The sequence below is a fragment of the Paenalkalicoccus suaedae genome, from assembly GCF_006965545.2.
Classification (GTDB): domain Bacteria; phylum Bacillota; class Bacilli; order Bacillales; family Salisediminibacteriaceae; genus Paenalkalicoccus; species Paenalkalicoccus suaedae.
The window spans coordinates 2,317,297-2,344,118 of sequence record NZ_CP041372.2 but is presented as its reverse complement, the minus strand read 5'-3'; the positions used below and the strand labels follow the sequence as shown (position 1 = coordinate 2,344,118).

General features: G+C 39.8%; 32 protein-coding genes and 1 other annotated feature. Of the genes, 18 read left to right on the top strand and 14 right to left on the bottom strand.

Annotated features, from left to right (window positions below; translation table 11 throughout):
• Positions 1-30: 30 nt before the first annotated feature.
• Positions 31-777 carry a DUF3603 family protein gene (locus tag FLK61_RS12645; RefSeq protein WP_176009759.1) on the top strand — a complete coding sequence of 249 codons (747 nt, stop codon included), beginning with the start codon at positions 31-33 and terminating at the stop codon, positions 775-777.
• A gap of 50 nt (positions 778-827) precedes the next feature.
• Here the strand turns inward: FLK61_RS12645 and trpS are convergent, their stop codons facing one another.
• On the bottom strand, positions 828-1,817 hold the full coding sequence (gene trpS, locus FLK61_RS12640) for a tryptophan--tRNA ligase (RefSeq protein WP_176009758.1): 990 nt from the start codon (positions 1,815-1,817) through the stop codon (positions 828-830).
• Positions 1,818-1,886: 69 nt separating this feature from the next.
• Positions 1,887-2,138, bottom strand: a binding site (T-box leader).
• Between the two features lie 188 nt (positions 2,139-2,326).
• On the opposite strand from trpS, the gene FLK61_RS12635 reads away from it, so the two are divergent.
• Complete coding sequence (locus tag FLK61_RS12635; RefSeq protein WP_176009757.1) at positions 2,327-3,472, top strand: dicarboxylate/amino acid:cation symporter; 1,146 nt, start codon at positions 2,327-2,329, stop codon at positions 3,470-3,472.
• A 102-nt stretch (positions 3,473-3,574) separates the two neighbouring features.
• Here the strand turns inward: FLK61_RS12635 and FLK61_RS12630 are convergent, their stop codons facing one another.
• Positions 3,575-4,024: an Lrp/AsnC family transcriptional regulator gene (locus tag FLK61_RS12630; protein ID WP_176009756.1), complete on the bottom strand. Its 450-nt coding sequence runs from the start codon at positions 4,022-4,024 to the stop codon at positions 3,575-3,577.
• Positions 4,025-4,198: 174 nt separating this feature from the next.
• Here FLK61_RS12630 and FLK61_RS12625 point away from each other — a divergent pair, with 174 nt between their 5' ends.
• Positions 4,199-4,690 (top strand): TlpA family protein disulfide reductase, encoded by a 492-nt coding sequence (locus FLK61_RS12625; protein WP_176009755.1) that lies wholly within the window; start codon positions 4,199-4,201, stop codon positions 4,688-4,690.
• A 2-nt stretch (positions 4,691-4,692) separates the two neighbouring features.
• On the opposite strand, the gene FLK61_RS12620 is transcribed toward FLK61_RS12625, so the two are convergent.
• Together FLK61_RS12620 and FLK61_RS12615 are read right to left on the bottom strand one after the other, a co-directional pair.
• Positions 4,693-5,682: a sodium:calcium antiporter gene (locus FLK61_RS12620; protein WP_176009754.1), complete on the bottom strand. Its 990-nt coding sequence runs from the start codon at positions 5,680-5,682 to the stop codon at positions 4,693-4,695.
• A gap of 232 nt (positions 5,683-5,914) precedes the next feature.
• Positions 5,915-6,445 carry an HD domain-containing protein gene (locus tag FLK61_RS12615; RefSeq protein WP_176009753.1) on the bottom strand — a complete coding sequence of 177 codons (531 nt, stop codon included), beginning with the start codon at positions 6,443-6,445 and terminating at the stop codon, positions 5,915-5,917.
• Between the two features lie 195 nt (positions 6,446-6,640).
• Here FLK61_RS12615 and FLK61_RS12610 point away from each other — a divergent pair, with 195 nt between their 5' ends.
• The 4 genes from FLK61_RS12610 (at position 6,641) to spxA (ending at position 9,467) form a co-directional block, all read left to right on the top strand.
• Positions 6,641-7,876 carry a putative glycoside hydrolase gene (locus tag FLK61_RS12610; protein ID WP_176009752.1) on the top strand — a complete coding sequence of 412 codons (1,236 nt, stop codon included), beginning with the start codon at positions 6,641-6,643 and terminating at the stop codon, positions 7,874-7,876.
• An 81-nt stretch (positions 7,877-7,957) separates the two neighbouring features.
• Positions 7,958-8,524: a GNAT family N-acetyltransferase gene (locus tag FLK61_RS12605; RefSeq protein WP_176009751.1), complete on the top strand. Its 567-nt coding sequence runs from the start codon at positions 7,958-7,960 to the stop codon at positions 8,522-8,524.
• Between the two features lie 31 nt (positions 8,525-8,555).
• Positions 8,556-8,687, top strand: coding sequence for a hypothetical protein (locus FLK61_RS20240; RefSeq protein ID WP_283811850.1), 132 nt, complete (start codon positions 8,556-8,558; stop codon positions 8,685-8,687).
• Positions 8,688-9,065: 378 nt separating this feature from the next.
• Positions 9,066-9,467: a transcriptional regulator SpxA gene (gene spxA / locus FLK61_RS12600; protein ID WP_176009750.1), complete on the top strand. Its 402-nt coding sequence runs from the start codon at positions 9,066-9,068 to the stop codon at positions 9,465-9,467.
• A gap of 42 nt (positions 9,468-9,509) precedes the next feature.
• On the opposite strand, the gene FLK61_RS12595 is transcribed toward spxA, so the two are convergent.
• Positions 9,510-10,175 carry a YjbE family putative metal transport protein gene (locus tag FLK61_RS12595; RefSeq protein ID WP_176009749.1) on the bottom strand — a complete coding sequence of 222 codons (666 nt, stop codon included), beginning with the start codon at positions 10,173-10,175 and terminating at the stop codon, positions 9,510-9,512.
• 238 nt (positions 10,176-10,413) lie between these two features.
• Here FLK61_RS12595 and mecA point away from each other — a divergent pair, with 238 nt between their 5' ends.
• The 3 genes from mecA (at position 10,414) to pepF (ending at position 14,370) form a co-directional block, all read left to right on the top strand.
• The gene (gene mecA, locus FLK61_RS12590) at positions 10,414-11,064 is read left to right on the top strand and encodes an adaptor protein MecA (RefSeq protein WP_176009748.1); all 651 of its coding nucleotides are present in this window, start codon (positions 10,414-10,416) and stop codon (positions 11,062-11,064) included.
• A gap of 235 nt (positions 11,065-11,299) precedes the next feature.
• Complete coding sequence (locus FLK61_RS12585; RefSeq protein WP_176009747.1) at positions 11,300-12,487, top strand: competence protein CoiA; 1,188 nt, start codon at positions 11,300-11,302, stop codon at positions 12,485-12,487.
• 71 nt (positions 12,488-12,558) lie between these two features.
• A complete protein-coding gene (gene pepF, locus FLK61_RS12580) occupies positions 12,559-14,370 on the top strand; it encodes an oligoendopeptidase F (protein WP_176009746.1) in 1,812 nt (603 codons plus the stop codon).
• A gap of 481 nt (positions 14,371-14,851) precedes the next feature.
• Here pepF and FLK61_RS12575 read toward each other — a convergent pair whose 3' ends face one another.
• The 4 genes from FLK61_RS12575 to FLK61_RS12560 all read right to left on the bottom strand — a co-directional run bounded on the left by FLK61_RS12575 (position 14,852) and on the right by FLK61_RS12560 (position 17,711).
• On the bottom strand, positions 14,852-15,781 hold the full coding sequence (locus FLK61_RS12575) for a ClpXP adapter SpxH family protein (RefSeq protein ID WP_176009745.1): 930 nt from the start codon (positions 15,779-15,781) through the stop codon (positions 14,852-14,854).
• On the bottom strand, positions 15,771-16,175 hold the full coding sequence (locus FLK61_RS12570; RefSeq protein ID WP_176009744.1) for a globin domain-containing protein: 405 nt from the start codon (positions 16,173-16,175) through the stop codon (positions 15,771-15,773). The genes FLK61_RS12575 and FLK61_RS12570 overlap by 11 nt, the downstream gene beginning before the upstream one ends.
• A gap of 241 nt (positions 16,176-16,416) precedes the next feature.
• Positions 16,417-17,127 (bottom strand): lytic transglycosylase domain-containing protein, encoded by a 711-nt coding sequence (locus tag FLK61_RS12565; protein WP_249777593.1) that lies wholly within the window; start codon positions 17,125-17,127, stop codon positions 16,417-16,419.
• Positions 17,121-17,711: a CYTH domain-containing protein gene (locus tag FLK61_RS12560; protein ID WP_176009743.1), complete on the bottom strand. Its 591-nt coding sequence runs from the start codon at positions 17,709-17,711 to the stop codon at positions 17,121-17,123. Before FLK61_RS12560 ends, FLK61_RS12565 begins: the two co-directional genes overlap by 7 nt.
• Before the next feature lie 269 nt (positions 17,712-17,980).
• Between FLK61_RS12560 and yjbM the strand changes: the two genes are divergently transcribed.
• From yjbM to FLK61_RS12545, 3 genes are read left to right on the top strand one after another with little or no spacing between them, the layout of a single operon-like run.
• Positions 17,981-18,613 carry a GTP diphosphokinase gene (gene yjbM / locus FLK61_RS12555; protein WP_176009742.1) on the top strand — a complete coding sequence of 211 codons (633 nt, stop codon included), beginning with the start codon at positions 17,981-17,983 and terminating at the stop codon, positions 18,611-18,613.
• An 11-nt stretch (positions 18,614-18,624) separates the two neighbouring features.
• Positions 18,625-19,419, top strand: a complete 795-nt coding sequence (locus FLK61_RS12550) for an NAD kinase (RefSeq protein WP_176009741.1) — start codon at positions 18,625-18,627, stop codon at positions 19,417-19,419.
• On the top strand, positions 19,416-20,288 hold the full coding sequence (locus tag FLK61_RS12545; protein WP_176009740.1) for an RluA family pseudouridine synthase: 873 nt from the start codon (positions 19,416-19,418) through the stop codon (positions 20,286-20,288). The genes FLK61_RS12550 and FLK61_RS12545 overlap by 4 nt, the downstream gene beginning before the upstream one ends.
• Before the next feature lie 44 nt (positions 20,289-20,332).
• On the opposite strand, the gene prpE is transcribed toward FLK61_RS12545, so the two are convergent.
• Positions 20,333-21,070, bottom strand: a complete 738-nt coding sequence (gene prpE / locus FLK61_RS12540) for a bis(5'-nucleosyl)-tetraphosphatase PrpE (RefSeq protein WP_176011234.1) — start codon at positions 21,068-21,070, stop codon at positions 20,333-20,335.
• Positions 21,071-21,153: 83 nt separating this feature from the next.
• Here prpE and fabI point away from each other — a divergent pair, with 83 nt between their 5' ends.
• Entirely contained in the window at positions 21,154-21,933 is a 780-nt protein-coding gene (gene fabI / locus FLK61_RS12535) for an enoyl-ACP reductase FabI (protein ID WP_176009739.1), read from the top strand.
• A gap of 79 nt (positions 21,934-22,012) precedes the next feature.
• On the opposite strand, the gene FLK61_RS12530 is transcribed toward fabI, so the two are convergent.
• From FLK61_RS12530 to FLK61_RS12515, 4 genes are all read right to left on the bottom strand, one after another.
• Complete coding sequence (locus FLK61_RS12530) at positions 22,013-23,227, bottom strand: tyrosine-type recombinase/integrase (RefSeq protein WP_176009731.1); 1,215 nt, start codon at positions 23,225-23,227, stop codon at positions 22,013-22,015.
• A gap of 56 nt (positions 23,228-23,283) precedes the next feature.
• Entirely contained in the window at positions 23,284-23,763 is a 480-nt protein-coding gene (locus FLK61_RS12525) for an ImmA/IrrE family metallo-endopeptidase (RefSeq protein WP_176009730.1), read from the bottom strand.
• Between the two features lie 70 nt (positions 23,764-23,833).
• Positions 23,834-24,439, bottom strand: a complete 606-nt coding sequence (locus FLK61_RS12520) for a DUF4352 domain-containing protein (protein WP_176009729.1) — start codon at positions 24,437-24,439, stop codon at positions 23,834-23,836.
• A gap of 96 nt (positions 24,440-24,535) precedes the next feature.
• Positions 24,536-24,913, bottom strand: a complete 378-nt coding sequence (locus FLK61_RS12515) for a helix-turn-helix domain-containing protein (protein ID WP_176009728.1) — start codon at positions 24,911-24,913, stop codon at positions 24,536-24,538.
• 165 nt (positions 24,914-25,078) lie between these two features.
• Here FLK61_RS12515 and FLK61_RS12510 point away from each other — a divergent pair, with 165 nt between their 5' ends.
• The 4 genes from FLK61_RS12510 (at position 25,079) to FLK61_RS12495 (ending at position 26,760) form a co-directional block, all read left to right on the top strand.
• Positions 25,079-25,315: a helix-turn-helix domain-containing protein gene (locus FLK61_RS12510; RefSeq protein WP_249777590.1), complete on the top strand. Its 237-nt coding sequence runs from the start codon at positions 25,079-25,081 to the stop codon at positions 25,313-25,315.
• Positions 25,315-26,088, top strand: coding sequence for a phage antirepressor (locus tag FLK61_RS12505; protein ID WP_176009727.1), 774 nt, complete (start codon positions 25,315-25,317; stop codon positions 26,086-26,088). Before FLK61_RS12510 ends, FLK61_RS12505 begins: the two co-directional genes overlap by 1 nt.
• Complete coding sequence (locus FLK61_RS12500) at positions 26,089-26,295, top strand: hypothetical protein (protein WP_176009726.1); 207 nt, start codon at positions 26,089-26,091, stop codon at positions 26,293-26,295.
• 150 nt (positions 26,296-26,445) lie between these two features.
• On the top strand, positions 26,446-26,760 hold the full coding sequence (locus FLK61_RS12495) for a hypothetical protein (RefSeq protein WP_176009725.1): 315 nt from the start codon (positions 26,446-26,448) through the stop codon (positions 26,758-26,760).
• The last annotated feature ends 62 nt before the right edge of the window (positions 26,761-26,822 follow it).

Below are 26,822 nucleotides of genomic sequence, written 5' to 3'. Positions count from 1 at the left end.
AATAATGATGCTAGTGAAGGAGGGTGACCGATGCAGCATATGCGAGATGTCTGGGTTAATTGGTGTGAGGGTGAAGAGAAAAGCTACAATATTTGTGAATTCTTTGAGTGGAAAAAAAGTGATCGGATGGAAATGATTGATCAGCTAGCAGTTGTTAAAGTGTCAGAGCCACTACTGGTTGCCATAGAATGCTCACTTATAGAGTTACCTCAGCAACTGCTCCAAACCGTTTATCGACAAAGCTATAATCGAGTTAGGCAAGAGAGGCACGTCATGGATTATGGCTTTATTGCTACAAATGGGGAAAGAGGTATAGCGGTCGATACGATTGGCTATGAGACACCAATTCGTAAAAGCCGTTTAATACCGAGGCAGGAGGAACAAGTGTGTGCTTTAGTGAAGCATAAAGCACAAGAGAGCTTCGGGTTTAAAGGAGAACTTGAGGATGTTAATAGTACAGTCATGGATAAAATGATTGGACTAACGAGGCGAGAAAAACAGCGGAAGCAGTTAGCCATGATGGTCTTAGATCAATTATTTGAAGAAGCAGAGCTTTGGGAAATGCGGTACTGGTACACAGAGTTTTGTCCATCTAAATATGACGCTATCCAGCTAATGTCGCACGACCAAGCTTGGACAGGCTTGTATAATGAAATGAAAGCTGGTTGGTCAAAGCAACATGAAGAGTGGACGGCATCTATCATTAAAGGGCAACCATTTTTTGAGAAGCTCTGGACTTCATATGAAGATGAGGAACGTAAAAAGATGAGTAAATAGAAGAGCCCTCGCCTAAAAGGACGTACCTTTTAGCGAGGGTTCTATACGTGTTAGCGTCTTTTACGACCAAGACCCATCGCATTCTCTGCTTTTTTAAGCATCTTAGAAGCTCTGGCTTGCGCTTTTTCAGCACCCGTATCTAAAATGTTATCGAGTTCTTCTGAATTCAAAAGCTCATAATATCGTTCTTGAAGTGGCGTTAATACGGAAGATACGGCCTTTGCCACGTCCTCTTTAAATGGTCCGTAGCCAACACCTTCATATTTAGCAACCAGTTGATCAATAGGCTCATCTGTAAAGAGAGAATAGATAGTCAATAGATTTGATACGCCAGGCTTGTTCTCGCGGTCGAAACGAATCTCACCATCAGAATCTGTCACAGCACTTTTCATTTTTTTAAGCACTGTCTTTTCATCATCTAATAACGAAATATAACTCTTCGCATTAGGGCTTGATTTACTCATTTTTTTAGTTGGTTCAGCGAGAGACATAATACGTGCGCCCACCTTAGGGATTTCTGGAGTTGGGATAGTAAAGATGTCATTATATTTTGTGTTGAACCTTTGAGCTAGATCTCGAGTAAGCTCAATATGCTGCTTTTGATCCTCTCCAACAGGTACAACATCCGTTCCGTAAAGAAGGATATCTGCGGCCATTAAAGGTGGATACGTTAGAAGGGAAGCGGAAACACCTTCTTTACCTTCAGATTTATCCTTAAATTGGGTCATACGCTCTAATTCACCAATATAGCTCACACACTGCATCATCCATCCTAGCTGCGCGTGCGCTGGAACTTCAGATTGAATAAAGAGAGTTGCCTTAGAAGGATCGATTCCTGCTGCGAGATAAATGGCTGCTAAACTTTTGATGTTCTTCCGAAGTTCTAGACGATCTTGTGGGACCGTGATCGCATGCTGGTCTACGATACAAAAAAAGCTATCGTACTCATCTTGCATTGGGACGAAATGCTTAAGAGCTCCTAAATAATTTCCAATAGTGAGTGTGCCACTTGGCTGAATTCCTGAGAAGATTGTTTTCATAATCGAACTCCTTTATAAAAGTAGTTGTGAATAAAGCGTGATAAGACAAAAAGGCCCACCCGTCCCTAATAAAGGGACGAATGGACCGCGGTACCACCCTAATTAAATTGGACAACTATTTATCCAAATCACTCTAACCCTCGCCAACGTATTAGTAAGGGGCCTCTTGATAACGGAAGAGGGCAAACGGAACTGCTTACTTCATTGTTCAGCAATTCAGCTCAAAAGTCCATTCCTAATCACATCATGATCTGCTCGCACCAACCGCAGACTCTCTATACATGACAGGTGAATAGTACTACTCTTTCTCATCGCTTTTCACTCCTTTATTATAGGAGGTTTTATTTTGTAAAGCAAGCCTATGGTAACGTGCTTTGCAAGCGCCTTATAAACTAATAATTTCGACTATTTCTAATTCCCTTGCTTTCTTTGCAGAATCTTGACAAGATAGTTTTTATTGAAGAGACGAATGTGTTTTCTAGAGAGACAATGCTAAGGGGGAAAAGTCAGTGAAGCTTATTTTGTTTTTGCTTTTAGGAATTGCAGTAGGTATTGTAGCGGGGTTACTACCGTTTGATTTTATTGCGCAATTATTAATTACGTTTAGTGATGTGTTTGGTCAGTGGATTTCTTTCCTCATACCATTTATTATTCTTTTCTTTATTGCTTCAGGAATTGCTAATATTGGGCAAGGTTCAGGACGACTTGTAGGATCTACTGTTGGACTAGCCTACGCGTCGACAGTGATAGCTGGACTTTTAGCTTTTTTCATCGCATCATTTCTTATGCCATATATCGCTGAAAATCGAACGCTACCTGCTGAATCAGCAGCGCCAGAGAGCTTCTTTACGTTTGAGATTGCACCATTAATGGGTGTGATGACAGCTTTAGTTATTGCGTTTGCATTTGGTATTTCAATGGCTGCCCTACAAACTAAAACGCTAATTACGGTTTTTGATGAGGGTAAGAAGGTAGTAGAAGCACTTATTTCAAAAGCACTTATTCCGTTTTTACCAATTTATATTGCTGGTATTTTTGCCGGACTTTCTGCTGAGGGTACTGCATTTACGATGGTGCAAATCTTTGGTCTCGTACTTTTAGTAGCGATTACGACACACTGGCTCTGGCTTAGTGTCCAATATTTAGTTGCTGGTCTTGCTTCAGGAGAGAATATGTTTAAACTTATCAAAACGATGCTCCCAGCTTATGTGACGGCATTAGGAACAATGAGCTCCGCTGCTACTATTCCTGTGACTCTCCGTCAGGCTCGTAAGAACGGAGTATCAGAGAATATAACAAACTTTGTCATTCCTTTAGGTGCAACCATTCACCTTTCAGGAAGTATTATTACGATTGTAAGCTGTTCCGTAGCTGTCATGACAGTGATGGGCGATCTGGCTACGCCAAGCTTTACTGCATTCTTCCCAGCAATTTTAATGCTAGGGGTTGTTATGGTGGCTGCTCCGGGAGTTCCTGGAGGGGCAATAGTTGCAGCCGCAGGAGTGCTAACATCTATACTTGGTTTTACTGAAGCTGCTGTCGGACTTATGATTGCTCTTTATTTAACTCAAGATAGCTTTGGTACAGCTGCAAACGTGACTGGAGACGGGGCTATTGCAAAAGTGATTGATCGATTCTACAAACAGGCATCTTAGGAAGAAACTCTTCGAGCTGTCAGACCATTGGATCTTATATGTTACGTTATGACGTACTCCTTAAGAGTTGTTTACAATGAACAACGACAAAGCCGCAGTGGATTATAATTTTAATCCGCTGCGGCTTTTAAATCTTCGTAACAATATGTGGCTTTCTACTCGCGTAATCCCATCGAGTGAATAGAGTTCTTCGTTAATAAAGCGCTCTAGCTCAATAAAGTCTTCTACTAAAACATGCATGTGTAAAGTGCTTGGTCCTGTCATCTGATAGCAACTAGCTACTTTTTCATTTTCGACTAATGTCTCAGCCACATGGACAAGGGAAGTGGGCTCGCAGTCTACCTCAAAAAAAGCAGAGACGGACTTTCCGACTTTATCAGAGTTTATAATCACGCTAAATTTTTCTATTACGCCAGCTTCTGTAAGTTGGTTAATCCTTGTGCGAATAGCTACGCGGGATAGCTCAAGCTTTTTCGCAATATCAACATAAGACATTCTTCCGTTTTCTGTTAATAGGGTTAAAATGGCTCGGTCAGTTGCATCTAATTTCATATAATATGTGACGGCTGTATAGCTGTGCTATATGTACCGTGCTACCCCCTCTCTATGCTTAATTCTCTCATGATTGTACCATACGAATCCTTGGAAGTTCGAGCGATGAATTAGGTATACAAGGCGCTTTCTTCACATAAGTTTAAGGGAATGAATGTTGAGGGGAGAGTTACGATGAAGAAACGGGTATTTGTAATTGCTTTACTACTGACAATTGCTTTTGTTCTGCATACATATACATGGCAGGAGCCATTGGTTCCAGTATCGACAGGGAGCGGTAATAGTTTACCTGATACAACTCTTATGACAGTAAACGGAGAAGCTATACATATTCATGAAGAATCATTTGTTTTTTTCTTCACAACTTGGTGCGAGTATTGTCATGAACAGTGGCAAGAGGTATTAAAGGCTGAAGAGGAGTTGGAGGATTTTCGATTTACTGCTATCAATGTATCGAGTGCAGAGTATAGCAAAGAGGATATAGGGGTCTTTATAGACTCCCTTCAAGATACGAATGGTCATATAGTAATCGATTCAAACCAGGAGGCGGAACAGTTATTTGCTGTAAAAGGGGTGCCCACCTCGTTCTTGATTAATGACCAAACGGTTATTCGAAGAGATGGGCTTGTGACAGCAGAAGAGTTACGCTCCTTTTTAAGGCAGTAATATTAGCTAAAGGCGAAAATGACGTAGCTTGCAATGAAATACGTGATGATAACAATAATAGATGGTAGAACATATAATGGTGAGGTGCGCATCTGTTTCGCTCTAATCATGGATACAATCATAAGTATGTTTAATACAATAACCGCGCTTATGGACACCAGGGTAACTGGATGAACAGAGGCTAGTACAGCATCTGCTCGGAATGTACCATCGATTAAAAGTAAAATGAGTAGGTTAAATAAGTTAGATCCAAGAATATTACCGATTGCCAAGTTGTAACTTGCAAGTCTTACGGCAACAAAAACCGTCACAAGCTCTGGCAAAGATGTAGCTCCAGCGATTAAAAATGTCCCCACAAAACTGGAGCTTATTCCGGATGAAGCTGCAATTTGATCACCCGCAATGGATAAGAATGATCCTGCGAAAAAAATGACTGCTGCTGCAATAGCAAAACCAATCTTCGCCTCTTTAAGTGAGATAGAAGTTAAATGAGTTCTTTCCTCAGTTGCTACTGCTTCTAATACAGGTTGCGTGGATTTTTTTGATAAATAATACAAGCCGCCACTATAAAAAATAACAAGTAGATACATTTCGATCCCAATTGCAAAAAGAGTGAGTCCTGAAGGAAACAGAACAGCAATAAGCATCAACGCTGTTAGGAGTAAACTTAAATAACCTGTAAAAATATTACTAGAATCAGCATCTTTAAGCATCATTTTTTTACGGAAAATGGTATCGACTAAAGCTAATATGAGAATGTTAAATAAGTTTGAACCAAAAACATTACTGACAGCTATATCTGGGTTGCCTACCAAGACAGCTGTAATACTTGTTGTTACTTCAGGTAGAGAGGTTGCTCCGGCTAACAGAAGTGTACCAACGAGCATACCACCTAGTGACGTTTTTTCGCTCAATACATCTGCATAAGTGGATAATTTGATGGCTGTAATGACAGTAATAATAGCTGCTAATATAAACAAAATATAGTACATAATTGTCTCCTTAACATGTGCATTTGAACACAAAAAAGACCTTTTTATGCAGACCACGCTAAAAGCGCGAATATCTGCATAAAAAGGTCTTGCGTACTTTGGAATCCAAAGCTCTATGAACCGAGCGCAGTGCGCTGTCATGACGATTCAAAGACCGTTTAACCGGTCGCTACTCCCCTTTTTATGGGTGTGTTCAAGAAATAAGATACCACTTTCACCTATCTAAAGCAAGCTAGCTCAGCTGTTTTTCGCTTTTTTTATGAAATAAGAGAATTCTCTCATCAAGCTTCGCCAGCATTTTATGTGCACGCTCATCTGAAATCATTCGATAGTGATGATTTCCGCCTGGCTCTTCGTCTACTTCATCAGCACGTGCCACGACGTCTTGAAGTGGCGTTCGAGTAATTAGTTGTCCTGGTATATAAGAATCTGTATGAAGTAATACTGCTAACGCAATTTCCTTAGCTATTACAGGGTCTTCACCTAATCGAATTAATAACTTATGAGCTCGCTCCGCTCCTTTAATCGCATGAATATCGTTTTCTTTATAAAGAGAGTAGTCCCATTTACCGTTTTTATACCAAGTGTAATGGCCGATATCATGTAAAAAGGCTGCTTTACAAGCAAGTTCTGGGTCAACATTGCGCTCAAGAGCGATCTCAAAAGCATGATACGCACATGCTACAGCGTGAGCTAGCCCAGCACGTTTGACGTATTTTTGTGCAATTGGATGACTTAAAATAGATGTTAACGTCACGTTCATACGAATCGCCTCCTAATAAAGTAAATTTTTTTAATTATACAGATAAAGATGGTAAAAGTCAATGACAATAGAAGATTAAGCTCTTTCCAAAATTAAGTAGCAGGAATAAACGGTTATCCATTGGTTATTAAGCTAAATCATAGTATAATTTACCATGAACTTAAATCGTAAAACTGTCAGAAGGTAGGTTTTAACATGTACAAGTATTTAGCGGGAGCAAGCGTAGCTGCATTGCTTGCTTTTGCACAACCAGTAGCGGCGGACGAAACGAACAACGGTGAGGTAAGGGAAGCAGGACTACATACGCATAAAGAAGTGTCGCTCGGAGAGAGAGCTTGGCCTGATTCAATCGCTCGGTACACATTTGATTCAGGATTTACATTTGAATATCCAGATGCGGTAAGAGGCATTTTTGTTACTGGACACTCTGCTGGAGGAGCGAGATTTGAGCGATTATTAGAGCTTACAGATAATACTGCTTTAAATGCCATGGTTATCGATGTGAAGGATGACTTTGGCTACTTAACATTTCACCCTGAAGAGGGATCGCGTTTTGCTGACATTTCTCATAATATGATAAGTGATCCAGAAGAAATGATGCGTACACTTGAAGAGCACGAAGTGTACCCCATTGCTCGTGTTGTTGTATTTAAAGATTCTGTACTAGCGGAAGCTAGACCAGACCTATCCTTTACTGAAAATGGAGAGGTATGGAAGAATCGTCGTGGAGAAGCGTTTGTGAATCCCTTCCTAGAAGAAGTATGGGAATATAACGTAGAAATTGCTAAAATGGCTGCGGAAATGGGCTTTGAAGAAATACAGTTCGACTACGTGCGTTTTCCAGAAGGGTTTGAACGACGCGACGAAGATTTAGGATACGATAGTGGTAACTATACTGATCGTCCGGGAGATAATGTGTCTCGTCGTGTAGATGCAGTTACAGAGTTTGTAGCATACGCGAGAGAAGAGCTTGCACCTTATGATGTAGATGTGTCCGTTGATATCTTCGGGTACGCAGCGACGATTTCAGAAGCGCCAGGAATTGGACAAAACTTCTCAATGATCTCTGAGAATGTAGATGTAATCTCATCCATGATTTATCCAAGTCACTGGACTCCTTATTTCGGTCTAGACAAGCCTGACTTATACCCATATGAACTTGTTGATGAGTATTCGAAGGTAGAAAACGAGGTATTAGGTGCGCTAGATGAATCTCCTACATCAAGACCGTGGCTACAGGACTTTACAGCATCATACCTTGGGTCAGGTAACTACTTGAACTACGGAAAAGCGGAAGTAGAGGCGCAAATTCAAGCGTTATATGATAATGGTATCTATGAGTTTCTGCTTTGGAATGCTGGTAATACTTACACAGAGAACGTGGACTATATGTTAGATCTCGATCCGTCCGTGCTTGAATCAAACGACTAATAAGCTCGTATAATTCCGTTTTAATTTGATCAAAATAGGGTACTTATAAATGATTTAAACTACGGTTACGGGGGTCGTACGATGAATTGGTATGAAAAACTGAATCAGTATTTTCCTATAGAAGAAATGAAATCTCAAGAGCACATGGAATTGCTGTTACAAGAGAAAAAATCTGTTTATAAAAAAGATGAGAGTGACGAGCATGTTATGATGTATGTAGAGATGGAAGATTTTACATTCATTGATTATTTGTTTGTTGCGAAGTCTGCTCGAGGGAAAGGTCTAGGAAAAAAACTCCTTGAGCAATTGAAAAATAAGCAAAAACCGATTATATTAGAAGTAGAGCCAATTGATTATGAGGACACTGATACGGAAAAGCGTCAAAAGTTTTATAAACGTGAAGGATTTACTCATGCGAAGTCAATTGGATATAGAAGGAGATCGCTCGCAACCGGTGAAGTAAATGAGATGGAGATTTTGTATTGGTCTCCGTCACATGAGTCTGAAGAGAGCATCTACGAAAAAATGTGTCACACGTATGAAGTGATTCATACGTATAAAGATAAAATGCTTTATGGGGAATCCTATGAAGATGTGAATGAAGCAATTATATTCACAAAGGAAGACAAAAAAGAGCCGACTCCTTGATTAGTTCCTTGAAGGGAAGGAGTGTCGCAAAATGAAGCGAGCAAAACAGGTTAAACGCGGAAAGAAAAAGTTGTTATGGCGAGATATGCTAAAACGCAAATGGGACGAAGTAAATCGTCTGCCTGACAAACAATCTTTACCGCAAACAAAATCAATTGCATAACGAGTCTTGCCCCTCTATTTTACTTGTGAGGGGCTTATTTTTTGATATTTCTTCACACTTTTTCTAAATGATAATTCTTTGTATAATTGAAAATATGCTATACTATTTACTATAGTTTGTGAAATGGATAACAAACAAACGGTAGTTCTAACTGCTTTTTTAAAAAAACTTCAGAATTTATGTTTATAATTAATAGGCAAGGGAATAAGTAACCGTGCAGGGACTTAAACATATAACCTTTGTACAACGGATGTTTAAGTTTTGCGAAATTAACTAGCCAGATTATAGTCATTATAGTATAATAAGAATTATCAACTACTAATGACTCCTAAACATAAATATTTTGAATGCTTACTAAGGGAAGGGAGAATCAGCCTTATGGTCACGTTATTTACATCACCTAGCTGCACATCTTGTCGGAAAGCTAAAGCATGGTTAGAGGAGCATGAAATTCCATTTAAAGAAAGAAATATTTTCTCGGAGCCACTATCTGTAGAAGAAGTAAAGCAGGTTATTCGTATGACAGAAGACGGTACTGATGAAATCATCTCTACTAGATCCAAAGTATTCCAAGAATTGGATGTTGAAGTCGATTCTATGCCACTTCAGCAACTATTCCAGTTAATTAGTGATCATCCTGGATTGCTTAGAAGACCAATTATTCTCGACGAAAAGCGAATTCAAGTAGGCTATAACGAAGCGGAAATCCGCCGTTTCTTACCGCGTAAGGTACGTACATTCCAGCTTCAAGAAGCTACAAAAAAACTTGTTAATGAATAAGTAGAGATATTCTCTTAACGCCTAATATGGACTCAGATCCTATTAGGCTTTTTTATATGTGTAGTTACTTTTTAAAAATGTAACGAGCAATGCAACCGCAACTAGGAGTGGCTGAAAGTAAAAAAGAGGAAGACCTGTCGATAGTAAGGCTTCATAAATGAGTTGTTCCTGCAATAGCATCCCAGCTCCTGTATAATATAAAAGTGCAGCACCTAAATAGATGATAATTGGGTATTTGTTGATGACGAGAAGTATGATTCGGCTTCCCCATATAATAATGGGTACAGAGACGATTAAACCGATAAAAACGAGGTAAGATTCCCCTTTTGCAGCTCCCGCAATTGCAAGGACGTTATCAAATCCCATTACAATGTCTGCAAGTAAAATGGTTTGAATTGCTCCTGTTAGGGTTGGCGCGCTTTTTATATCCAGATTATCCGATTCACTCGCAGTAAGCTTCCATGCGATAATGAGTAATAACAAGCCTCCAATCCCCATCACAAACGGAAGGCTTAGGATATGCATAGCGGTAATGGTCATAATAATTCTAACAGCTACAGCGAGCATAACTCCAAATACCATTGCTTTATAACGTAAATGTTGGGGCAAATTTCGACAAGCTAAAGCAACAACAATCGCATTGTCCCCACCTAAAATAATATCTATACTGATGATTTGTATAATATCGAACCACGATTCTATATCCAATGACTTAGCCTCCTCATCGCTTGGCTAGTCCATTTATATAGAGAAAATAGAAAGGAAAGAACAGAATTACGAAACTTTTCTTTTAAAATTCAAGCAAATATATTTCAATTCGCATCATAATGAATTAGAATAAGGGATAAGTTTAAGATGATTGAAGGAGACTTGTTTCGGGAATACATTTTATATACAGATAAATCCCGTGCATCTGAGAGTCTATCACGCGAAAGGGTGAGAGCACATGGAAATTGAACGCATTAACGACACAACCATTAAACTATATATTACGTATCATGATATTGAGCGTCGCGGATTTAATAAAGAAGAGATCTGGTTTAATCGGGAAAGAGGAGAAGAACTTTTCTTCGAAATGATGAACGAAGTTTCAGATGACGAAAAATTTGAAATGAATGGTCCATTATGGGTGCAAGTTCATGCACTTGAAAAAGGGCTTGAGATTATCGTAACGAGAGGTCAAATGAACGACGGTAGTGTGAAATTAGAAATTCCTCTTGGGAACGATCAAGATGATAACGTAGACAGCAACATTGTAGATATGCTTGATCAGCAATTTGTGGAGGATGATGACAGCGATCTTCTTAAAGATCATTCACTAAGTGTTGTGATCGGATTCCGCGATTTTGAAGACGTTATTGAATTAAGTAAAAGCTTTAATGTAGATGTTGATACAAGTTTCCACCATTTTGAGAACACGTACTTTATTTATGTTACTCTTGATGACTCCTATTCTGACGATGAGCAGGATAACCTGCTTAGTCGTATGCTTGAGTTTGGATTCGAGTCAGATATGACAATTCACCGAATCGAAGAGTATGGAAATACAATTATTAAAGAGCGTGCTCTTGAAACGATTAAAAAACAATTTGCTTAAACTGTATGAAAAAGGCCATCGCTATTAGCGGTGGTCTTTTATCTTGTCAATGATAAGTATTACGTGTAAATAAATGAACGCAACTTGAATTATTTGCAGGGATTTCGCCATACTCACCGAATTACTAACAAAACGAATGTTTGTATAAAACATTTAGCCGGTACGAATAACAGATTGCGTATGACCCCTTTATATGGACGTTGAGCCGGTAACGACTGATAGAGGGGGAGTATGAGTGTTTATAGCGTATGATTCAGACCGAAAGCTACATTCTATTTGGAGGCAGAGTCTAGTCGATGTAGGTCACCTTAAAGCAAAGCGGTTTACCTGTATTTATTGTGGGAAAGATATGCAGTTAAGAACTGGAGAAAAACGTGCTCCTCATTTTGCCCATATTACGACTTGTGTTAGGCGTCCTTACAGTGAGTCGTATGAGCATATAACTGCTAAAGAACTCTTGTCCTATTGGTTAGTCTTACATGGCTTTAAACCGGAGTTAGAAAAGCGTATAGGAGAGCATCGAGCTGATGTATTTGTAGAGATTGACAATATCCCATATGTGTTAGAAATACAAAAGTCACACATTACGGAAAAAGAGTTTTTAGAAAGACACCTTTTTTATGAGCAGTATGGCTATAAAGTAAAGTGGTTTGGTATTCGTATAAAAGGAACTTCTAAGACATCCATTCGCTCGTTAACTATAAGAGAAGCGCTAATGATAGATCCATTAGCGGGTTTTACCTCTCTTGCAATAGATGTAACTAATCAAGAGCTACTTATAGATCACCATTTCACTTCTATGCAGCCTCAAAAAATGATCCATCTTTCAACAGCCTTTTCTTTAGATTCCTCACCTCGCCAATTCTTCGATAAAGCCGTTTTAGAAAAGCCTGATGCTTTATACTTTTTAGTAATTAAAAAGGAGTGGTTACGACTAGTAAGGTCTAAACGTAAATTGATTCATACTCGGTTAAATAAGCTAGAAAAAATATTGCTTCGAACGTATCAGTCTCTCCATAAAAACTTAAACTTTTTCCCGGCAATTTGTCATTTGCCAATTCTTCATCAAGCTGACCTTTTAATCCGTCCAGAACTTTGGCAGTCCTTTATCGTCATACATGTAATAAATAAAAAACCTATCGGAGCACATGTGAACGTATCTCAAGTTTCTCTGGCACTTGAATCAGTCATAAGCGCTGACTGTGTGTTACCTATCAGTGTCAGTTGGCATGACAGGCTTTTCTACTTAATAAATGAATATTTACAGGCGATTTCCTATTTTGGAGTAGTAAAAAAAGTGAACGCAAATACGTATAAAATAACCTGTCATGTGACAGTAAATAAGCCTATAGATACCCTTATTAATGATGATGATTATGTGATGTCAGCTTATCAAAAGTATTTCGAGACTAAAAATAATTGATTAATGCACCAAAAACATTTACCATTTAAGTTGAGCGACTTTTTAGATAATATATCATTTGGAGGTGCCACATGGCGGCAACGAAAACATTACCAAAACGTAACGAGGTTTCAATAGAAGATAAGTGGGACTTAGAAGACATTTTTAAGACAGATGAAGACTGGGAGAAGCTTTTTGAAGAAGTAAAGGCTCAGCTTCCGGAATTAAAACAGGTAGAAGGAACATTAGGTAACTCAGGTAAAGCACTATATAAGGCGCTGACGCTAGAGGATGAAATTTCTCAAAAGCTTGGGAAGCTCTATGCGTATGCTCACATGAGATATGATGAGGATACAACAAATTCGTTTTATCAAGGATTGAATGACCGTGCAAGACAGTTAATCTCACAGGTGAGTCAAGCAGGATCGTTCCTCACGCCAGAGTTACTATCTATACCAGAAGAAACAGTCCAGAGCTTTATAAATGAGACGAGCGAACTACAGGTCTATTCGCACATGTTAGAGCGTCTTAATAAGAAGAGACCACACGTGCTCTCACTTGAAGAAGAAGCGCTAATGGCAAAAGTGAGCGAAGTGACGGATGCATCTGGGAATACATTTAGCATGTTAAACAACGCCGATATGAAATTCCCAACGATCAAGGATGAAAATGGGGAAGACGTAGAGGTCACTCACGGTCGCTATAGTGTGTTTTTACATAGTGATGATAGACGAGTTAGACGTGAAGCGTTTGAGGCGGTTTATAATACGTACGGCTCGTTTAAAAACACACTAGCAAGCACGTTATCAGGCAATGTGAAGAAAAATATCTTTAACTCTAAAGCTCGTAATTATGAGTCTGCCAGAAGTGCTGCATTAAGCAACAACCATATTCCAGAGGTTGTATACGATCAGCTTGTAGACACGATTAACGAGCACCTTCCTCTACTACATCGCTATGTAGAGCTTCGTAAAAAAGCACTAGGGGTAGATGAGCTTCATATGTATGATTTATATACTCCTATGATTAAGGATGTTAAATACGAAGTGTCTTACGCGGAAGCGAAAGAAAAGATGATTAGTGGCCTAGGAGCACTAGGAGAAGAATATCAGTCTATTGTTAAAGAAGGGCTTGATAATCGTTGGGTAGACGTACATGAGAATGTTGGAAAGCGCAGTGGTGCTTTTTCTTCTGGTACGTATGATACAAAGCCATATATCTTGATGAACTGGCAGGATGATATTAATAATTTATTTACTCTTGCGCATGAATTTGGACATTCGGTCCACAGCTATTATACGCGTGAGACACAACCCTACCCTTATGCAAATTATTCGATTTTTGTGGCTGAGGTAGCATCTACAACGAACGAAGCATTATTAAACAATTATCTTCAAGAAAAAGAGACAGACAAAGAGAAAAAATTATATTTATTAAATAATTTCTTAGAAGGCTTCCGCGCAACTGTGTTTAGACAAACGATGTTTGCAGAATTTGAGCATAAGATTCATGTGCTTGCTGAAGAGGGTAAACCACTTACTGCTGAAACATTAAGTGATACGTATTATGACTTAAATAAGAAATACTTTGGAGACGGGCTAGTCATTGATAAAGCGATCGCGTTAGAGTGGGCGAGAATTCCTCATTTCTATATGAATTTCTATGTATACCAGTATGCAACAGGATACAGTGCAGCAACTACGCTTGCTAAGCAAATTCTTGAAGAAGGGGACGAAGCTATTGATCGATATGTTTCTTTCCTTAAAGCTGGTAACTCTGAATATCCGATTGATGTTCTGAAAAAAGCTGGTGTTGATATGACATCAAAAGAACCAATTGAACAAGCGATGAAAGTATTTGAAGAAGCACTAGACGAAATGGAAGCTCTTTTGTTTCCAAAATAAGTAATCGAAAAGTGTTACTGGGACAAAAGAATGGTATAAAAAGGAGAAACCAATTGTTGTGCTATTGGTTTCTCCTTTTTTTAGTGAATGATGGGAGAGGATCTGTACCAGTTCAGAGGGGAAGTCGTATAGTCTTGGAAGAAGGGTAAGTGCGGTGCTCGAATTTGCGCAGTTCTAGTCGTGAAACTAGGCGATTCTCAAGCTTGCTTCCTCTTCTATTCATAAAATTCGTTTTGCAAGCGGTGACCTTCTAAATCTTTTATAAGAGGGAGTGGCTAACATCCACCACAAGCTAATAAAAATGGTTAGAAACAAAACGATTAGGGAAAATAATAAAGGGATTATCTGTAATAAACTAAGTATAAATAAATAGAAGCTAGAGGCAATGGAGATAATAGTGAAAACGAGCTTCAATTTGCATCACTCCTTAAAAAAACACCTTAGAGCAATGTATGCTCTAAGGTGTCCCAATAGACGTTATCTAACCTATTGCTCTCCAAATGGATCCGTGCTTTGTTTGGATTTCTTCCACTTTTTGTTGGAGCTTTAGTTTTCTCATTTCTTTATTCGCTTCTTCTATAGAAAGATCATAGACAACAGAAATTTCTTTAGTTGCTACAACGGAATAAAAAGCTACGAATTGAGGTAAAGGCAAGGGTGGACACTTATCAAGCTTTCTCCCAGCCATTTCTTCTATTACTTTTACATACACGTCATAATCATACCTGCCCTGAACTTTAAGTCCTGGTTCATCAACGTCTTCGCTAAAGAAGACCATTGTCGGTAAAGAATCAACATCCATTTCTTTCGCGGTTTGGATATCTGATTTTAACGCTGTGCAAGCAGTTTCAGACTGTAGATCTTTCGTAAATTCTTCTACGTCCATGCCATTTACTCTTGACGCACATCGGATAAGAACGTCTTCACTGGCAATATTTTCTTTGTGGACAAATAAGGCCTCTCGAACACGCCTTAAATACTTGGACCCAATTGCTTTACCTTGAAGCTCAGCAGCCTTGATAGCCATAATAGCGGTGTAAGGCGTAGTTAAGGCATTTTCATGCCAAACATCACCGTCGCAGGGCATACCAGTGCGACAAGCTGTTTCATTAAATGATTTAGCCATTTCTTTTACGATAGATTCGTATTGACTACCACAAGGTGTGTTTAACGCGCGCATTTCATTTCCTAAAAACGTCTTTATTGAAATAAAATTAGCATATTCAATCTGAAGTTTTTTTAGAGTTGGCTCAAGTGCCCAGCATTCAGGACAAAGTGGATCGATAAATACATACACTTCGACCAATGCTTTCTTTTTATTGTCTTCATATAGAGATGCTGGTTCTGTTGGGCAGCAAACTCCCTCGTCCTCGCAAATAAATGTCCCTTGCTGTTTTTCCTTAGTTGTCATGATCGATCCCCCCTGATGCCGATGAATCACTTGAATTAATCATGTGCTTAGCTGTTAATGTGAATCGTTCAAACATATAGGCTCGAAGAGGCTCTTCTATATCGACCTCTACAAGTGCTTGTGCCATGCAAGATAGCCATGCATCTGCTCGTTTTTTATTAATTTTAAAAGGCATGTGCCTTGCACGGAGCATTGGATGACCGTGCTCTTCTGTGTAAAGTGATGGGCCGCCAAAAAACTGAGTTAAAAACTGCCGTTGCTTTCTCTTCGTCTCTGTAAAATCAGACGGAAAAATGGGTGCTAATTCAGAGTGACTGGATACGTGATCATAAAACCGATTAACCAGTTCATCAAGCTTCTTATCGCCAATTAACTCGTAGGCGGATTGTTGCATAATAAAATCGTACTCCTTTAATATCTGTATCGTTATTGTAGCAAGGCTTTCTCTCAGTCGCAACAAATGTGAACTATTTGTGACAATGCACTTGCTGTGCCAAAATGTAATACTACGCTTCTTTTGCTTATGTATCAAGTAAGATGCTTAAAAGACTTTAAAGGCTACCCAATCTACAAAATGAGTACCTTTCATATCCAAAGTAAATCCGGAAAAGACAGTGTCTCTTCCGGATAGATAGTTACACATATTGAGTTTGATTTAAACTATTGAATGTACCCATCACTTTAGGAACGTAATTCCTTGTTTCTTTAAATGGAGGGATACCATTGTACTTATCTACGTTACCAGGTCCTGCGTTATAGGCGGCTAAAGCTAGCTCAACATTCCCGTTATATTTCGTAAGCATAGCCTTAATATATTTAACTCCACCTTCAATATTTTGAGCAGGGTCTAAAGAGTTTTTAACGCCTAATCCTCTTGCTGTACCTGGCATAAGTTGCATAAGGCCCTGTGCACCTGCATGACTGACAGCAGAAGCATTAAAGTTAGATTCCTGCTTAATAATTGCGTAAATTAAATTTTTGTCGACTCCATGCTTCGCAGCAGCTTGCTCTATGAGCGGCAGATATTCCTGTGCTCTAGAGTTGCTACTTGTTAGTGGCGCGCTTGATGTTTGTGCGGTTACTTGTTGGAACGATGGTGTTGATGCAACAGTTGATGATGGAAGCGATGCTAATTGTTGTTTAATGATGCGCTGTGCCATCTCTTCAAATGTTGTGGCGAGATTAGCGGAAGCCGTAGACTGTGCTGCCTGCATATTAGTCGATAATAGCTGTTGAAAAGGGGACTCTGATAAACTGTCAGTATGCCTATTGCTCCAAGACTGTAAAAACTGCCACTGATAATTACCTGTTTGTACAGGCAAATTTGAATCAAAGATATTCACCATTGTTTTCCGCCTTTCTTATAAGTAGCTTCGTAAAAACGTTGAATTTTATTTAATGGTTCTTGATGGGTGATGTCAAACTCTTTAAGAAGAGATTCAAAAAACAAGCGACCTTCTTCTTTAGATGTACATTCAAATTCTAGCTCGTAATCTTCCGTATTTGCATATGTCGAATGATCAAGAACGAAGATTCCTTCTGGTAATTCAACTTCTATTCGGTCTGTTTTTAACGAACCTAAATAGTTAACAGATGGCTCCGAACCTAAAAGCACGGTTACTTGATCTAAGACCTCTCCAGTAGGGAGTTCACTAGTTGTAATAATTTGATCAAATTGCCCTTTAGAGATCGTTTGATGTGTCTCGAGTAAACCATCTTTATGAGGTTCTTTTAGCGTTAAAGTAAAACGGTCCTTTTTGGCACGGACACGAAGTGCTGCCTTTTTTGTTGCGAAAGAAAGCTCTTCCGTTTCAAAATAGTGATTTTCTTGAGGGAATGATGGAGCCCCTTTAGCATATCGAGCTTTGAGTGCTTCAAACTGACTATATGTAAGCAATTGTTTAAATTCAATTTCTATTTCTTGACTCATTTTCGATCACCTAATTTACACGTTTCCTCTATTATTTCACAGTGCCTTCAAATTAACAATGTGACTTTTTAAGTATAATTGCGCGGCAAATGTCAAACAGCTTTTCAGGTTCTATGATAAAATGTGAATAGAGTAATAATTCGATTCTTTCCCTTACATAGGTTTGAAAATGAACGATAAAAGGAAAAATAGGAGAGGATCATTTTTGGTAGAGTTATCTGCCACCCACGCAGTACATACTACACAATGAAGCAAAGGGGGGAGCCTCCATGAAGGATTGGGATGTTATGCTAACTCCTTACAAGCAAGCGGTGGAGGAGCTTAAGATTAAATTTAAAGGGGTCAGGGATCAATATCAGATGTCCTCTAAGCAAACTCCAATTGAGTTTGTTACAGGAAGAGTAAAGCCTGTATCAAGTATTTTAGAAAAAGCGAAACGCAAAAATATCCCGTTAAACCGTTTGGAAGAGGATATGCAGGATTTGGGCGGAGTTCGGATTATGTGCCAATTCGTTGAGGATATCGATACGATTGTTAAAATCATTCAAAAGCGATCTGACTTTGAAATTGAAACAGAACGTGACTATATAAAGCATAAAAAGCGAAGTGGCTATAGATCGTATCATATGATTTTACGTTACCCTGTTCACACAATTAACGGTGAAAAGAAGATTCTTATTGAGCTTCAAATTCGTACGCTCGCAATGAATTTCTGGGCAACGATTGAGCATTCTCTTCAATATAAGTATTCTGGAATGATTCCAGAGGAGATTGAAGAACGTTTAGCAAGTGCAGCAGAAGCTGCCTATCAGCTAGATGAAGAAATGTCTAAAATACGTGGAGAGGTTCAAGAAGCGCAGCAAATCCTTTCTAAAAAACACGGTGATAATAGCAGAAAGTAGGGGAGGCATGTATGAAGTTTAATGTACGTTCAAGAGGCGATCATACATCGAATGTGTTGACTCAGCGAATTAAGACATATCTTGAGGAGTTTGATCTAATTTACGATGAGCAAGAGCCTGATATCGTTATTTCAATAGGGGGAGATGGAACGCTCCTTGAGGCATTTCATCAATATAAGCATCGCTTAGCATTAACAAGCTTTGTCGGTATACATACAGGGCACTTAGGGTTTTATGCAGACTGGCAGCCAGATGAAGTGGAGAAGCTTGTTATCCATATTGCAAAAACGCCATTTAAAATTGTCGAGTATCCTCTCTTAGAGGTTGTGATTAGACATACAAACGATCAAGAGACAGAGCGCTATCTAGCGCTTAATGAGTGTACAGTTAAAAGTATGGAAGGTTCTCTCGTTATGGACGTTGAAATCAAAGGTGAATCCTTTGAAACCTTTAGAGGAGACGGACTATGTATGTCAACGCCTTCAGGCTCTACAGCTTATAATAAGGCGCTTGGAGGAGCCATTCTTCACCCATCTCTTGCATCTATTCAACTATCTGAAATGGCATCCATTAACAATAGAGTGTACCGTACAATTGGATCACCAATCGTTTTGCCAGAACACCATACATGTCTCTTAAAGCCTAAAAGTGAAGGAGATTTTCAGGTGACAATCGATCATCTGACCCTCGTTCAAAAGAAGGTCCAATCTATTCAATGCCGTGTAGCAGAAGAAAAAGTACGTTTTGCTAGATTCCGCTCTTTCCCGTTTTGGAAAAGAGTTCGAGAGTCCTTTATTACAGAATGAAAAGACCACTAGCAACGTTTTACGCCACAGCGGAGCACAACGAAATGTTGCTCCGCGATTTTTTGCGTCAACATGTAGGTATCTCGAGGAAGCGTCTGGCAGAGATAAAATTTGGTGATGGGGAGCTACTCATTAATCATAAGCAGGGAAGCGTTCGAGACAAGGTGTATGATGGAGATGTCATTACTATTGTTTTTTCTACAGAAAAGCCGAGTACTAATATTGAACCAACATATTTAGAGCTTTCTATTGTTTACGAGGATGATCATCTCCTTGTCATAAACAAGCCGTCCGGCATCACAACAATTCCAACTGACGATCCGTCTGTTCCTTCGATCGCAGCCGCAGTGCTGTTTTATTATCAAGAAATTGGCCATCAGGCGACGTTTCACCCAGTTAGTCGTTTAGATAAACATACGTCTGGCTTGCTCGTTATCGCAAAGCACAGTTTTATTCATGATCAGCTTCAAATAAGCACGATCAATAAAACATATTATGCGGTATGCGAGGGAATTTTACCGTTTATGTTTACTTCTATTCACGCACCAATTGGCAGAAAAACCACAAGTATTATAGAACGAGAAGTAAGAGCGGATGGAAAGGTTGCGACAACGCATCTTAAAAAGGTAGGGCAGAATAATGAATACACACGTCTTCGTTTATCACTAGAGACTGGAAGAACGCATCAAATACGTGTTCATCTAGCTTGGCTAGGTCATCCACTAGCTGGTGATACACTTTACGGAGCTTTAAGACATACAAGTGATCGGTATTTTTTACATGTAGAGGAGCTTCTTTTTAGCCATCCGATAACAAATGAATGCTTATGCGTAAGAGAACAACCTCCTGAGACATTCAGGGATCTGTGATGCAATAAAAGACGATCCAGTGAGGATCGTCTTTTATGTGTGTGCTAAAAATCAAATGGGAACTTCTCTTTGTAGCTTTCGTGAAAAGGTTGCTTGGATGGAACGCTTACGAAGGTAGCTTCAGGATATTGATAAGCAGTTAATTTATTACCAAATACACACCCCGTATCTATATTGACCGTGTTGCCGATAACTCTAGGCTCCATGACCGGTGTATGACCATACACGACCGTCTCCTCACCTTGAGGATAAAGAGATGGCCAATCTCGTCTTATTGGTCGTCCTTTTTCATCAAACTCTCCCGTAATATCTCCATAGAGGGCAAAGCGTTTAACCCGACCAGAGTTGCTGCCAATAAAATCGTAACGAATTCCGGCATGAGCTATGACGAGCTGGTTAAGCTTAAGGTAAAGAGGTGCAGATTCATAAAGCTCTTTAAACATCGTGGCAATGTTTTCGCGCTCTTTAGAAGGAATTGCGTGAAGCTCTTCAACGGTTGTTTCTAACCCATGAGTGATTTGGACTTTATTGCCTAAAAAATAGCGGTAGAGCTTATTACAATGGTTACCCGGGCAATATAGAGCAAGCCCATTTTTAACCCAAGTAGATACGAGTTTGATCGTCTCAATAGATTCAGGTCCACGGTCTGTAAGATCACCTAAAAAAATTGGTGTGCGACTTGAATTGTGTTGCAAAGAAGGCGTATCGTAGCCTAGCTTATGTAAAAGCTCAAGCAACTCTTCCTTACATCCGTGAATATCGCCTATAATATCGTACATGATGACTCCTTTCCATTGACGAAACACAGGGCATACGGTAATATTATGACCAGATACTAATACAACGTATACAGGAGGCGTTTCGCTTGCAAATAGATTTATCGAATAAAACGTTTGTTATTATGGGTGTTGCCAATAAGCGTAGTATAGCATGGGGAATTGCGCAAGCTTTGGATAAAGCAAAAGCTAATTTGATTTTTACATATGTGGGAGAGCGCTTCGAAAAGCCAGTTGGAGATTTAGTAGCAACTTTAGAAGGCGAGCATTCTATTTTACCGTGTGATGTTACAGACGACGCAGAGGTTGAAAAGGCATTTAATGAGATTAAGGCTCGCGCTGGAGTGATTCACGGTATTGCTCACTGTATCGCGTTTGCTAATAGAGAAGAACTTGAAGGCGAATATTTACAGACAACGAGAGAGGGCTTTTTACTCGCTCATAATATTAGCTCTTACTCACTAACGGCAGTAGCGAAAGCTGCTCGACCTCTCATGACAGAGGGCGCAAGCATCGTGACACTTACGTACTTAGGTGGCGAAGCTGTCGTGAAAAACTATAATGTCATGGGTGTAGCAAAAGCGAGCTTAGATGCTAGTGTGAAATATTTAGCCAATGATCTTGGACGAGATAATATTCGTGTGAACGCTATTTCGGCAGGACCTATTCGTACTCTTTCAGCAAAAGGAATCGGTGGTTTCAACGAAGTATTAAAAGAGATGGAAGAAAAAGCACCGTTGCACCGAACTGTTACTACAGAAGAAGTAGGTAACACAGCACTGTTCTTAATGAGCGGATTATCGAGTGGTATTACTGGAGAGATCTTACACGTAGACGGTGGTTACAACACAATCGGATTAATGATGTAAGAGCAAGCAAAAACCCCTTGATACATAAGGGGTTTGGAGCTATTAGGTCGCTATCCAATCAGTAAATATCACGGAAATATCACATAATATCTGATTTCAACTGGGAAAGGGCGTCTAGATGGAGTGATCTCACTTTATCCGAGGCGTCCTTTTTCATCTTCTTCGTGACATGTGTGTATATCTTCATCGTGGTCTCCATTTTCTCGTGGCCGACCCTCTCCATGATCGTTGCGATATCCACACCTGCCTCCGTTAGCATGCTGATATGGGTGTGACGCAGGATGTGAGGAGTAGCGTGTTTTGTGATGCTGGACTTCTTGATTAGTCGTTTCATACGCAACACAAGGTTTCCTTGCAAATATGGATAGCCGTCTTCTCGGCAAAAGACAAAGTTAGCGTCGTGATAGTCGTCTGTAAAGTGCATATACTTCATCTTTTGCTTTTGCTGGTCACGCTTAAGAGTAGAGAGCAATGACATGATCTCGGACTCTACTTGTATCGTCCTTACGGATCCACTTGTTTTAGGGGTCTCTAATACATAGATCTTCATATTGTTTCGCTCGCTAAAAATGGACTTCGTCACACGGATCGTATTCGCAGTAAAGTCCACGTCACTCCACTTTAACGCACATAACTCTCCAGTTCTCAGTCCCGTAAAGGCTAGGAGGTAAAACCTCTCTAAATCAAGGTTCAAGCCATCATGTCTTACAACCTCCAAAAACTCGCTAAGCTCATCTGTTTCTAGGTAGGCCTCATCGATATCATCGTTTTCTAAATCCTCTACAGTCTTACGGATCTTGGGCATCTTTATATCATCCGTAGGCTTTTTCTTGATTAGACCATCATTCTTGGCGAACTTAAATACCATGTTTGCTGTGATGTGTACGCCTTGGATTGTATTAAGTGCATAGTCCTTTGCTAATTTGTTAATCAGCGACTGATAACTAGCATGTGAGATCGAGCCAATAGCTTGAGAGCCTATCCGTTTAAATAGGATGTTCAATTCGTCCTCTCTTATTCGTATGGTCCCACGCTTCACGCCTGTCATGGCATAATTCTTTATCCACTCATCGGCTACCTCTTTAAAAGAGATCTTGCGTCCGATCTCCGTCCGATCCTCACCAGATAGTTTTAAGGCAGCTAGTGCATCAAGTACCTTTTGTTTCGCTTTAGTTTTCCCTTTGTCACGCCTCACAACCTGGCGCCTCTTGCCTGTAACCGGATCAGGAGGACCCTCGCCAGTACACTGCCAACGTTCTTCGCCGGACTTCGTCGTTATCTTGCGAATATACATAAATATCACCTCTTTATCACATACTACCGAAATATCACATATAAATATTTTCGAAATTAGAAAGTTACCCGTGCATATTGTTGTTGCTTTTGCTTGATGAACGTGAGCTTGTCCTCGACGTAGTGATGAGGGACCACGAAATCATCCGATAACGTATTAATGATGTCACAGTCATTTAGATCATATTGGCGCATCATCGGATAGGGCATAGCTGCGTAAAATTCAAAGTGACGTGCATCCCACTCCAAGTAGTTGCGTAGTTCGGGTGCTAAGTAATTAAATCCATCTGCCGATCGTAAGAGGTGTCCTAACTCGTGCATAAACTCCATCCTGCGCTGTTTACGGTCTACCCGACTATCTAATAGGATCGCCTTAAATCTCCCGTCACGGGCAAAGTGAGACGGTCTGTCTATATGTTTAATGTAGATGCGCAACTGCTTAGCGATCCACTCTTCGTTTATATCCTGCGCTCGGTATATACCCAAACGCTTATACATTTTAAATACATAGTCCTCTCTGTGCGTATGCGTGTACATTTTACCACCCTTTCAAGAACGTATGTTCGATTAAATGGTTAAAAGAAAAGCCCTTACGTGGGCTCCTCTATTATTCTACGCCTTCGATCGTCCAGATCGCTTGGCCTGATGTAAATGGGTTCTCGAAAATAAATTCGTATGTTTCTGATGCGTTCACGTCGAATGCTACTTCTCCGCGATTATCGCGTCCTGGTCCGATCTCTCCATCGAGTGATCCAGCCGCCTCAAGCATGATCGTTGGATCGTGTGTAAAGCTCTCGTCGTCTTGTACGCTCATTTGAAGGAACGTAGAAACGTTTGCTGCTTCGTCAGTCGTGTTAGCAATCGTCATATCTAAAACAAGGAAATGATCGTTAGATGGCTCTTCGAAATCTCCGCCTTGTGATGTATATGCATCGTTTAGTGTGATTTCTAAGCCGTCAAAGTTCATTGTATCTCCGACTGTAACTGTTTCTTCAACTACTTCTTCCTCTTCTGGCTCATTTGCCGGCTCGTTAGCTGGTTCCTCTTCATTAGAAGGCTCCTCGTTCACTTCGCCGTTTGTTGCTGTTTCGTTTACGTTTTCTGCAGCATTAACTTCATTTTCTGTTTCCACCTGTGAAACGTTTGACTCTCCACAAGCTACGAGTACAGTCGCCAGTGTAATAGCGCCTAACCCAAGTGACAATTTCTTCATAGTAAAACAACCCCTTTTTATAAATTACAAGCTAATGATAGCACAAATACCCAGTTATGGGTAAACAAAATAGGAAAATGTTTGCACAAATTCCTATCAATCGTCGCCGTTCTGCATTTGTCGACGCTTGGCTACGAGAAACTCAATGTGCTTTCTCATATCTTCTACGTCTTCCTCAGTCAAAAGTTCCCAATCTTTTATGTTATAGAAGCCAATGTCTATGCCTTGGTCAGATGCTTCTCTTACTAGTAGTTCGACGTTGGACAGTTTGGGTGGGTATTCCTCGTTTAATAAATAATCCATTGTTACGTCAAATAATGAAGAGATAGCTTGCAATTTATCAAAGTCAGGCTCGCGTTGACCTGTTTCGTATTTAGCTACAGTAGAGTAACTAATCCCAAGCTTATTGCCTAAATCTTCTCTAGACATTTTCTCTCGCTTTCTTAATTGAGTAAGTCGTTTACCGAAGCTCATAAGCATTACCTCTACTTTTTATATTGTTGTTTACAAGAATTATTTTACACTATATGTCCAACTATAAAAATATTTTGGACGAAATGTATAAAAACACTTGCAATTGGACGAAACGTCTAGTAAAGTAATAATCAAATAGGACGAAACGTCCAACGGAGGTGAGAGATGATGAGAGTCAAGTTACGACGTAAGCGCATCGAAAGTGGTCATAAGAACGTGAGAAACTTTGTTAAGGGCATCGGTATCTCCGAATCTTATTACTATAAGATCGAGCAAGGTATCCGCACTCCAGATATTGAGCTAGGTAAAAAAATTGCGGACAAGCTAGACAGCACCGTTGATGATATTTTTTTTGATGACGACTTGGACGAAACGTCCAGATTAAAACAGGAGGCGATCTAATGTCTGATCTAATTACATTTCAGTTTTCAGGTATTGATTTTAAAGCTTACACAGAAAATGGTGATATTTTCTTCTTATTATCTGAGGTTTGCGAAATCTTAGAAGTAAATCACAGAGTCGTAAAGCAAAGGATTTCCGATGACGTATGTTCAACATACCCCATCATCGATCGACTAGGAAGAGAGCAGTACGTTACTACTATTAATGAAGATGGTTTGTATGATGTCATTTTGGATTCTCGCAAGCCAATAGCAAAACAATTTCGAAAGTGGATCACATCGGAAGTCATTCCTTCTATTAGAAAGCACGGAGGTTATCTAACTCCACAAACAATAGAAGATGCCTTGTTGAATCCAGATACCTTGATCAATCTTGCTACTCAGCTAAAGACAGAACGAGCAGAAAAAGAGCAGTTATTAAAGAAACAGAAGAAAGACGAACCATTTACTAACTTTGGTAAAGCAGTATCCAACACAGACGCAGCTATCAATCTAGGAGCCTACGCAAAGCTCATTTATGACAAACACGGTGTCAATATCGGTCGCAATAAGTTGATAGCGTGGATGCGAGATAAAGGATACCTCATCAAATCGGGTCGAGAGAAGAACAACGCAAAGCAACAATATATCGAACAAGGCTTATTCAAACTTTCTCCCTCACTGATTCAACGCACTCAAGGTGATTACGAAAGAATGACCACACTGATCACCGGTAAGGGACAAGTTAAGTTTCTTCCTATCTTGTTGAAAGAGTTTAAGCAGGAGGTGCGTTAAGTGAACCTCAAAGAACGCAACAAATTACTAAATCTTCTTGAAACAATCGATCATGCGCACCAGTCAGAGGAGACAGTTTACGAGTTTGAGATAGTCGATCACAAAGGCACTCGAACTGAATACGGAGATAGAGAGTATTACCTTGAGTTCATTCTCGATATCACATACGAAGCACTGCATGAATTAGTAGATGAGGAAGAGTTTTGAGTTGCCCAAGATGCAACTGGAAACCGCAAGAGTGGCACGAGAATTGCCGCATTTGTAATTATCCTTTACGGGATTTTGGGAGATACAAACACGGCTTGCTCATGATAAAAGGAGGCGCGTCAGAGCGCAAGAGAGAGGAGGTAAAGCGAGATGCAGATCGGATTAAGCGAGGATGAGATCAAGCTAATTGCTGGTGAGGTTTCCAAACAACTAGCCCCACTCATTGTAGAGGAGATTAAGCGATCAAACGGTGTGAAGCATCTTATGAGCATTCCGGAGTTTATCGAGTACGTCGATATCTCACGGGCAAAGTGTTCACAGCTTATCAATCAAGCAGGATTTTACCCAGTAACGAGGGAGTTGGGTCGCCCTAAGATTGTGATGCCACTATTTTTTCAATGGTTGGAAGAAAACGCTGATCGTCGTAAAGAGTTTTCTACGAAACATGTCTTTAAAGCAATGTAATCAACCTGGGAGGAGGTCTTAAGTAAATCTTACTACGAAAGTGGTGGCATTTCTTTTCTCTT

Coding starts and splice junctions, on each gene's coding strand:
- mecA (WP_176009748.1), top strand. CDS start 10,414: ATGGAAATTGAACGCATTAACGACACAACCATTAAACTATATATTACG.
- FLK61_RS12610 (WP_176009752.1), top strand. CDS start 6,641: ATGTACAAGTATTTAGCGGGAGCAAGCGTAGCTGCATTGCTTGCTTTT.
- FLK61_RS12605 (WP_176009751.1), top strand. CDS start 7,958: ATGAATTGGTATGAAAAACTGAATCAGTATTTTCCTATAGAAGAAATG.
- FLK61_RS12505 (WP_176009727.1), top strand. CDS start 25,315: ATGTCTGATCTAATTACATTTCAGTTTTCAGGTATTGATTTTAAAGCT.
- FLK61_RS12560 (WP_176009743.1), bottom strand. CDS start 17,711: ATGAGTCAAGAAATAGAAATTGAATTTAAACAATTGCTTACATATAGT.
- FLK61_RS12630 (WP_176009756.1), bottom strand. CDS start 4,024: ATGAAATTAGATGCAACTGACCGAGCCATTTTAACCCTATTAACAGAA.
- trpS (WP_176009758.1), bottom strand. CDS start 1,817: ATGAAAACAATCTTCTCAGGAATTCAGCCAAGTGGCACACTCACTATT.
- FLK61_RS12520 (WP_176009729.1), bottom strand. CDS start 24,439: ATGAAGAAATTGTCACTTGGGTTAGGCGCTATTACACTGGCGACTGTA.
- FLK61_RS12510 (WP_249777590.1), top strand. CDS start 25,079: ATGATGAGAGTCAAGTTACGACGTAAGCGCATCGAAAGTGGTCATAAG.
- FLK61_RS12515 (WP_176009728.1), bottom strand. CDS start 24,913: ATGAGCTTCGGTAAACGACTTACTCAATTAAGAAAGCGAGAGAAAATG.
- FLK61_RS12565 (WP_249777593.1), bottom strand. CDS start 17,127: ATGGTGAATATCTTTGATTCAAATTTGCCTGTACAAACAGGTAATTAT.
- FLK61_RS12645 (WP_176009759.1), top strand. CDS start 31: ATGCAGCATATGCGAGATGTCTGGGTTAATTGGTGTGAGGGTGAAGAG.
- yjbM (WP_176009742.1), top strand. CDS start 17,981: ATGAAGGATTGGGATGTTATGCTAACTCCTTACAAGCAAGCGGTGGAG.
- FLK61_RS12625 (WP_176009755.1), top strand. CDS start 4,199: ATGAAGAAACGGGTATTTGTAATTGCTTTACTACTGACAATTGCTTTT.
- FLK61_RS20240 (WP_283811850.1), top strand. CDS start 8,556: ATGAAGCGAGCAAAACAGGTTAAACGCGGAAAGAAAAAGTTGTTATGG.
- FLK61_RS12525 (WP_176009730.1), bottom strand. CDS start 23,763: ATGTACACGCATACGCACAGAGAGGACTATGTATTTAAAATGTATAAG.
- FLK61_RS12620 (WP_176009754.1), bottom strand. CDS start 5,682: ATGTACTATATTTTGTTTATATTAGCAGCTATTATTACTGTCATTACA.
- FLK61_RS12550 (WP_176009741.1), top strand. CDS start 18,625: ATGAAGTTTAATGTACGTTCAAGAGGCGATCATACATCGAATGTGTTG.
- pepF (WP_176009746.1), top strand. CDS start 12,559: ATGGCGGCAACGAAAACATTACCAAAACGTAACGAGGTTTCAATAGAA.
- spxA (WP_176009750.1), top strand. CDS start 9,066: ATGGTCACGTTATTTACATCACCTAGCTGCACATCTTGTCGGAAAGCT.
- FLK61_RS12545 (WP_176009740.1), top strand. CDS start 19,416: ATGAAAAGACCACTAGCAACGTTTTACGCCACAGCGGAGCACAACGAA.
- FLK61_RS12530 (WP_176009731.1), bottom strand. CDS start 23,227: ATGTATATTCGCAAGATAACGACGAAGTCCGGCGAAGAACGTTGGCAG.
- FLK61_RS12575 (WP_176009745.1), bottom strand. CDS start 15,781: ATGACAACTAAGGAAAAACAGCAAGGGACATTTATTTGCGAGGACGAG.
- FLK61_RS12570 (WP_176009744.1), bottom strand. CDS start 16,175: ATGCAACAATCCGCCTACGAGTTAATTGGCGATAAGAAGCTTGATGAA.
- FLK61_RS12495 (WP_176009725.1), top strand. CDS start 26,446: ATGCAGATCGGATTAAGCGAGGATGAGATCAAGCTAATTGCTGGTGAG.
- FLK61_RS12615 (WP_176009753.1), bottom strand. CDS start 6,445: ATGAACGTGACGTTAACATCTATTTTAAGTCATCCAATTGCACAAAAA.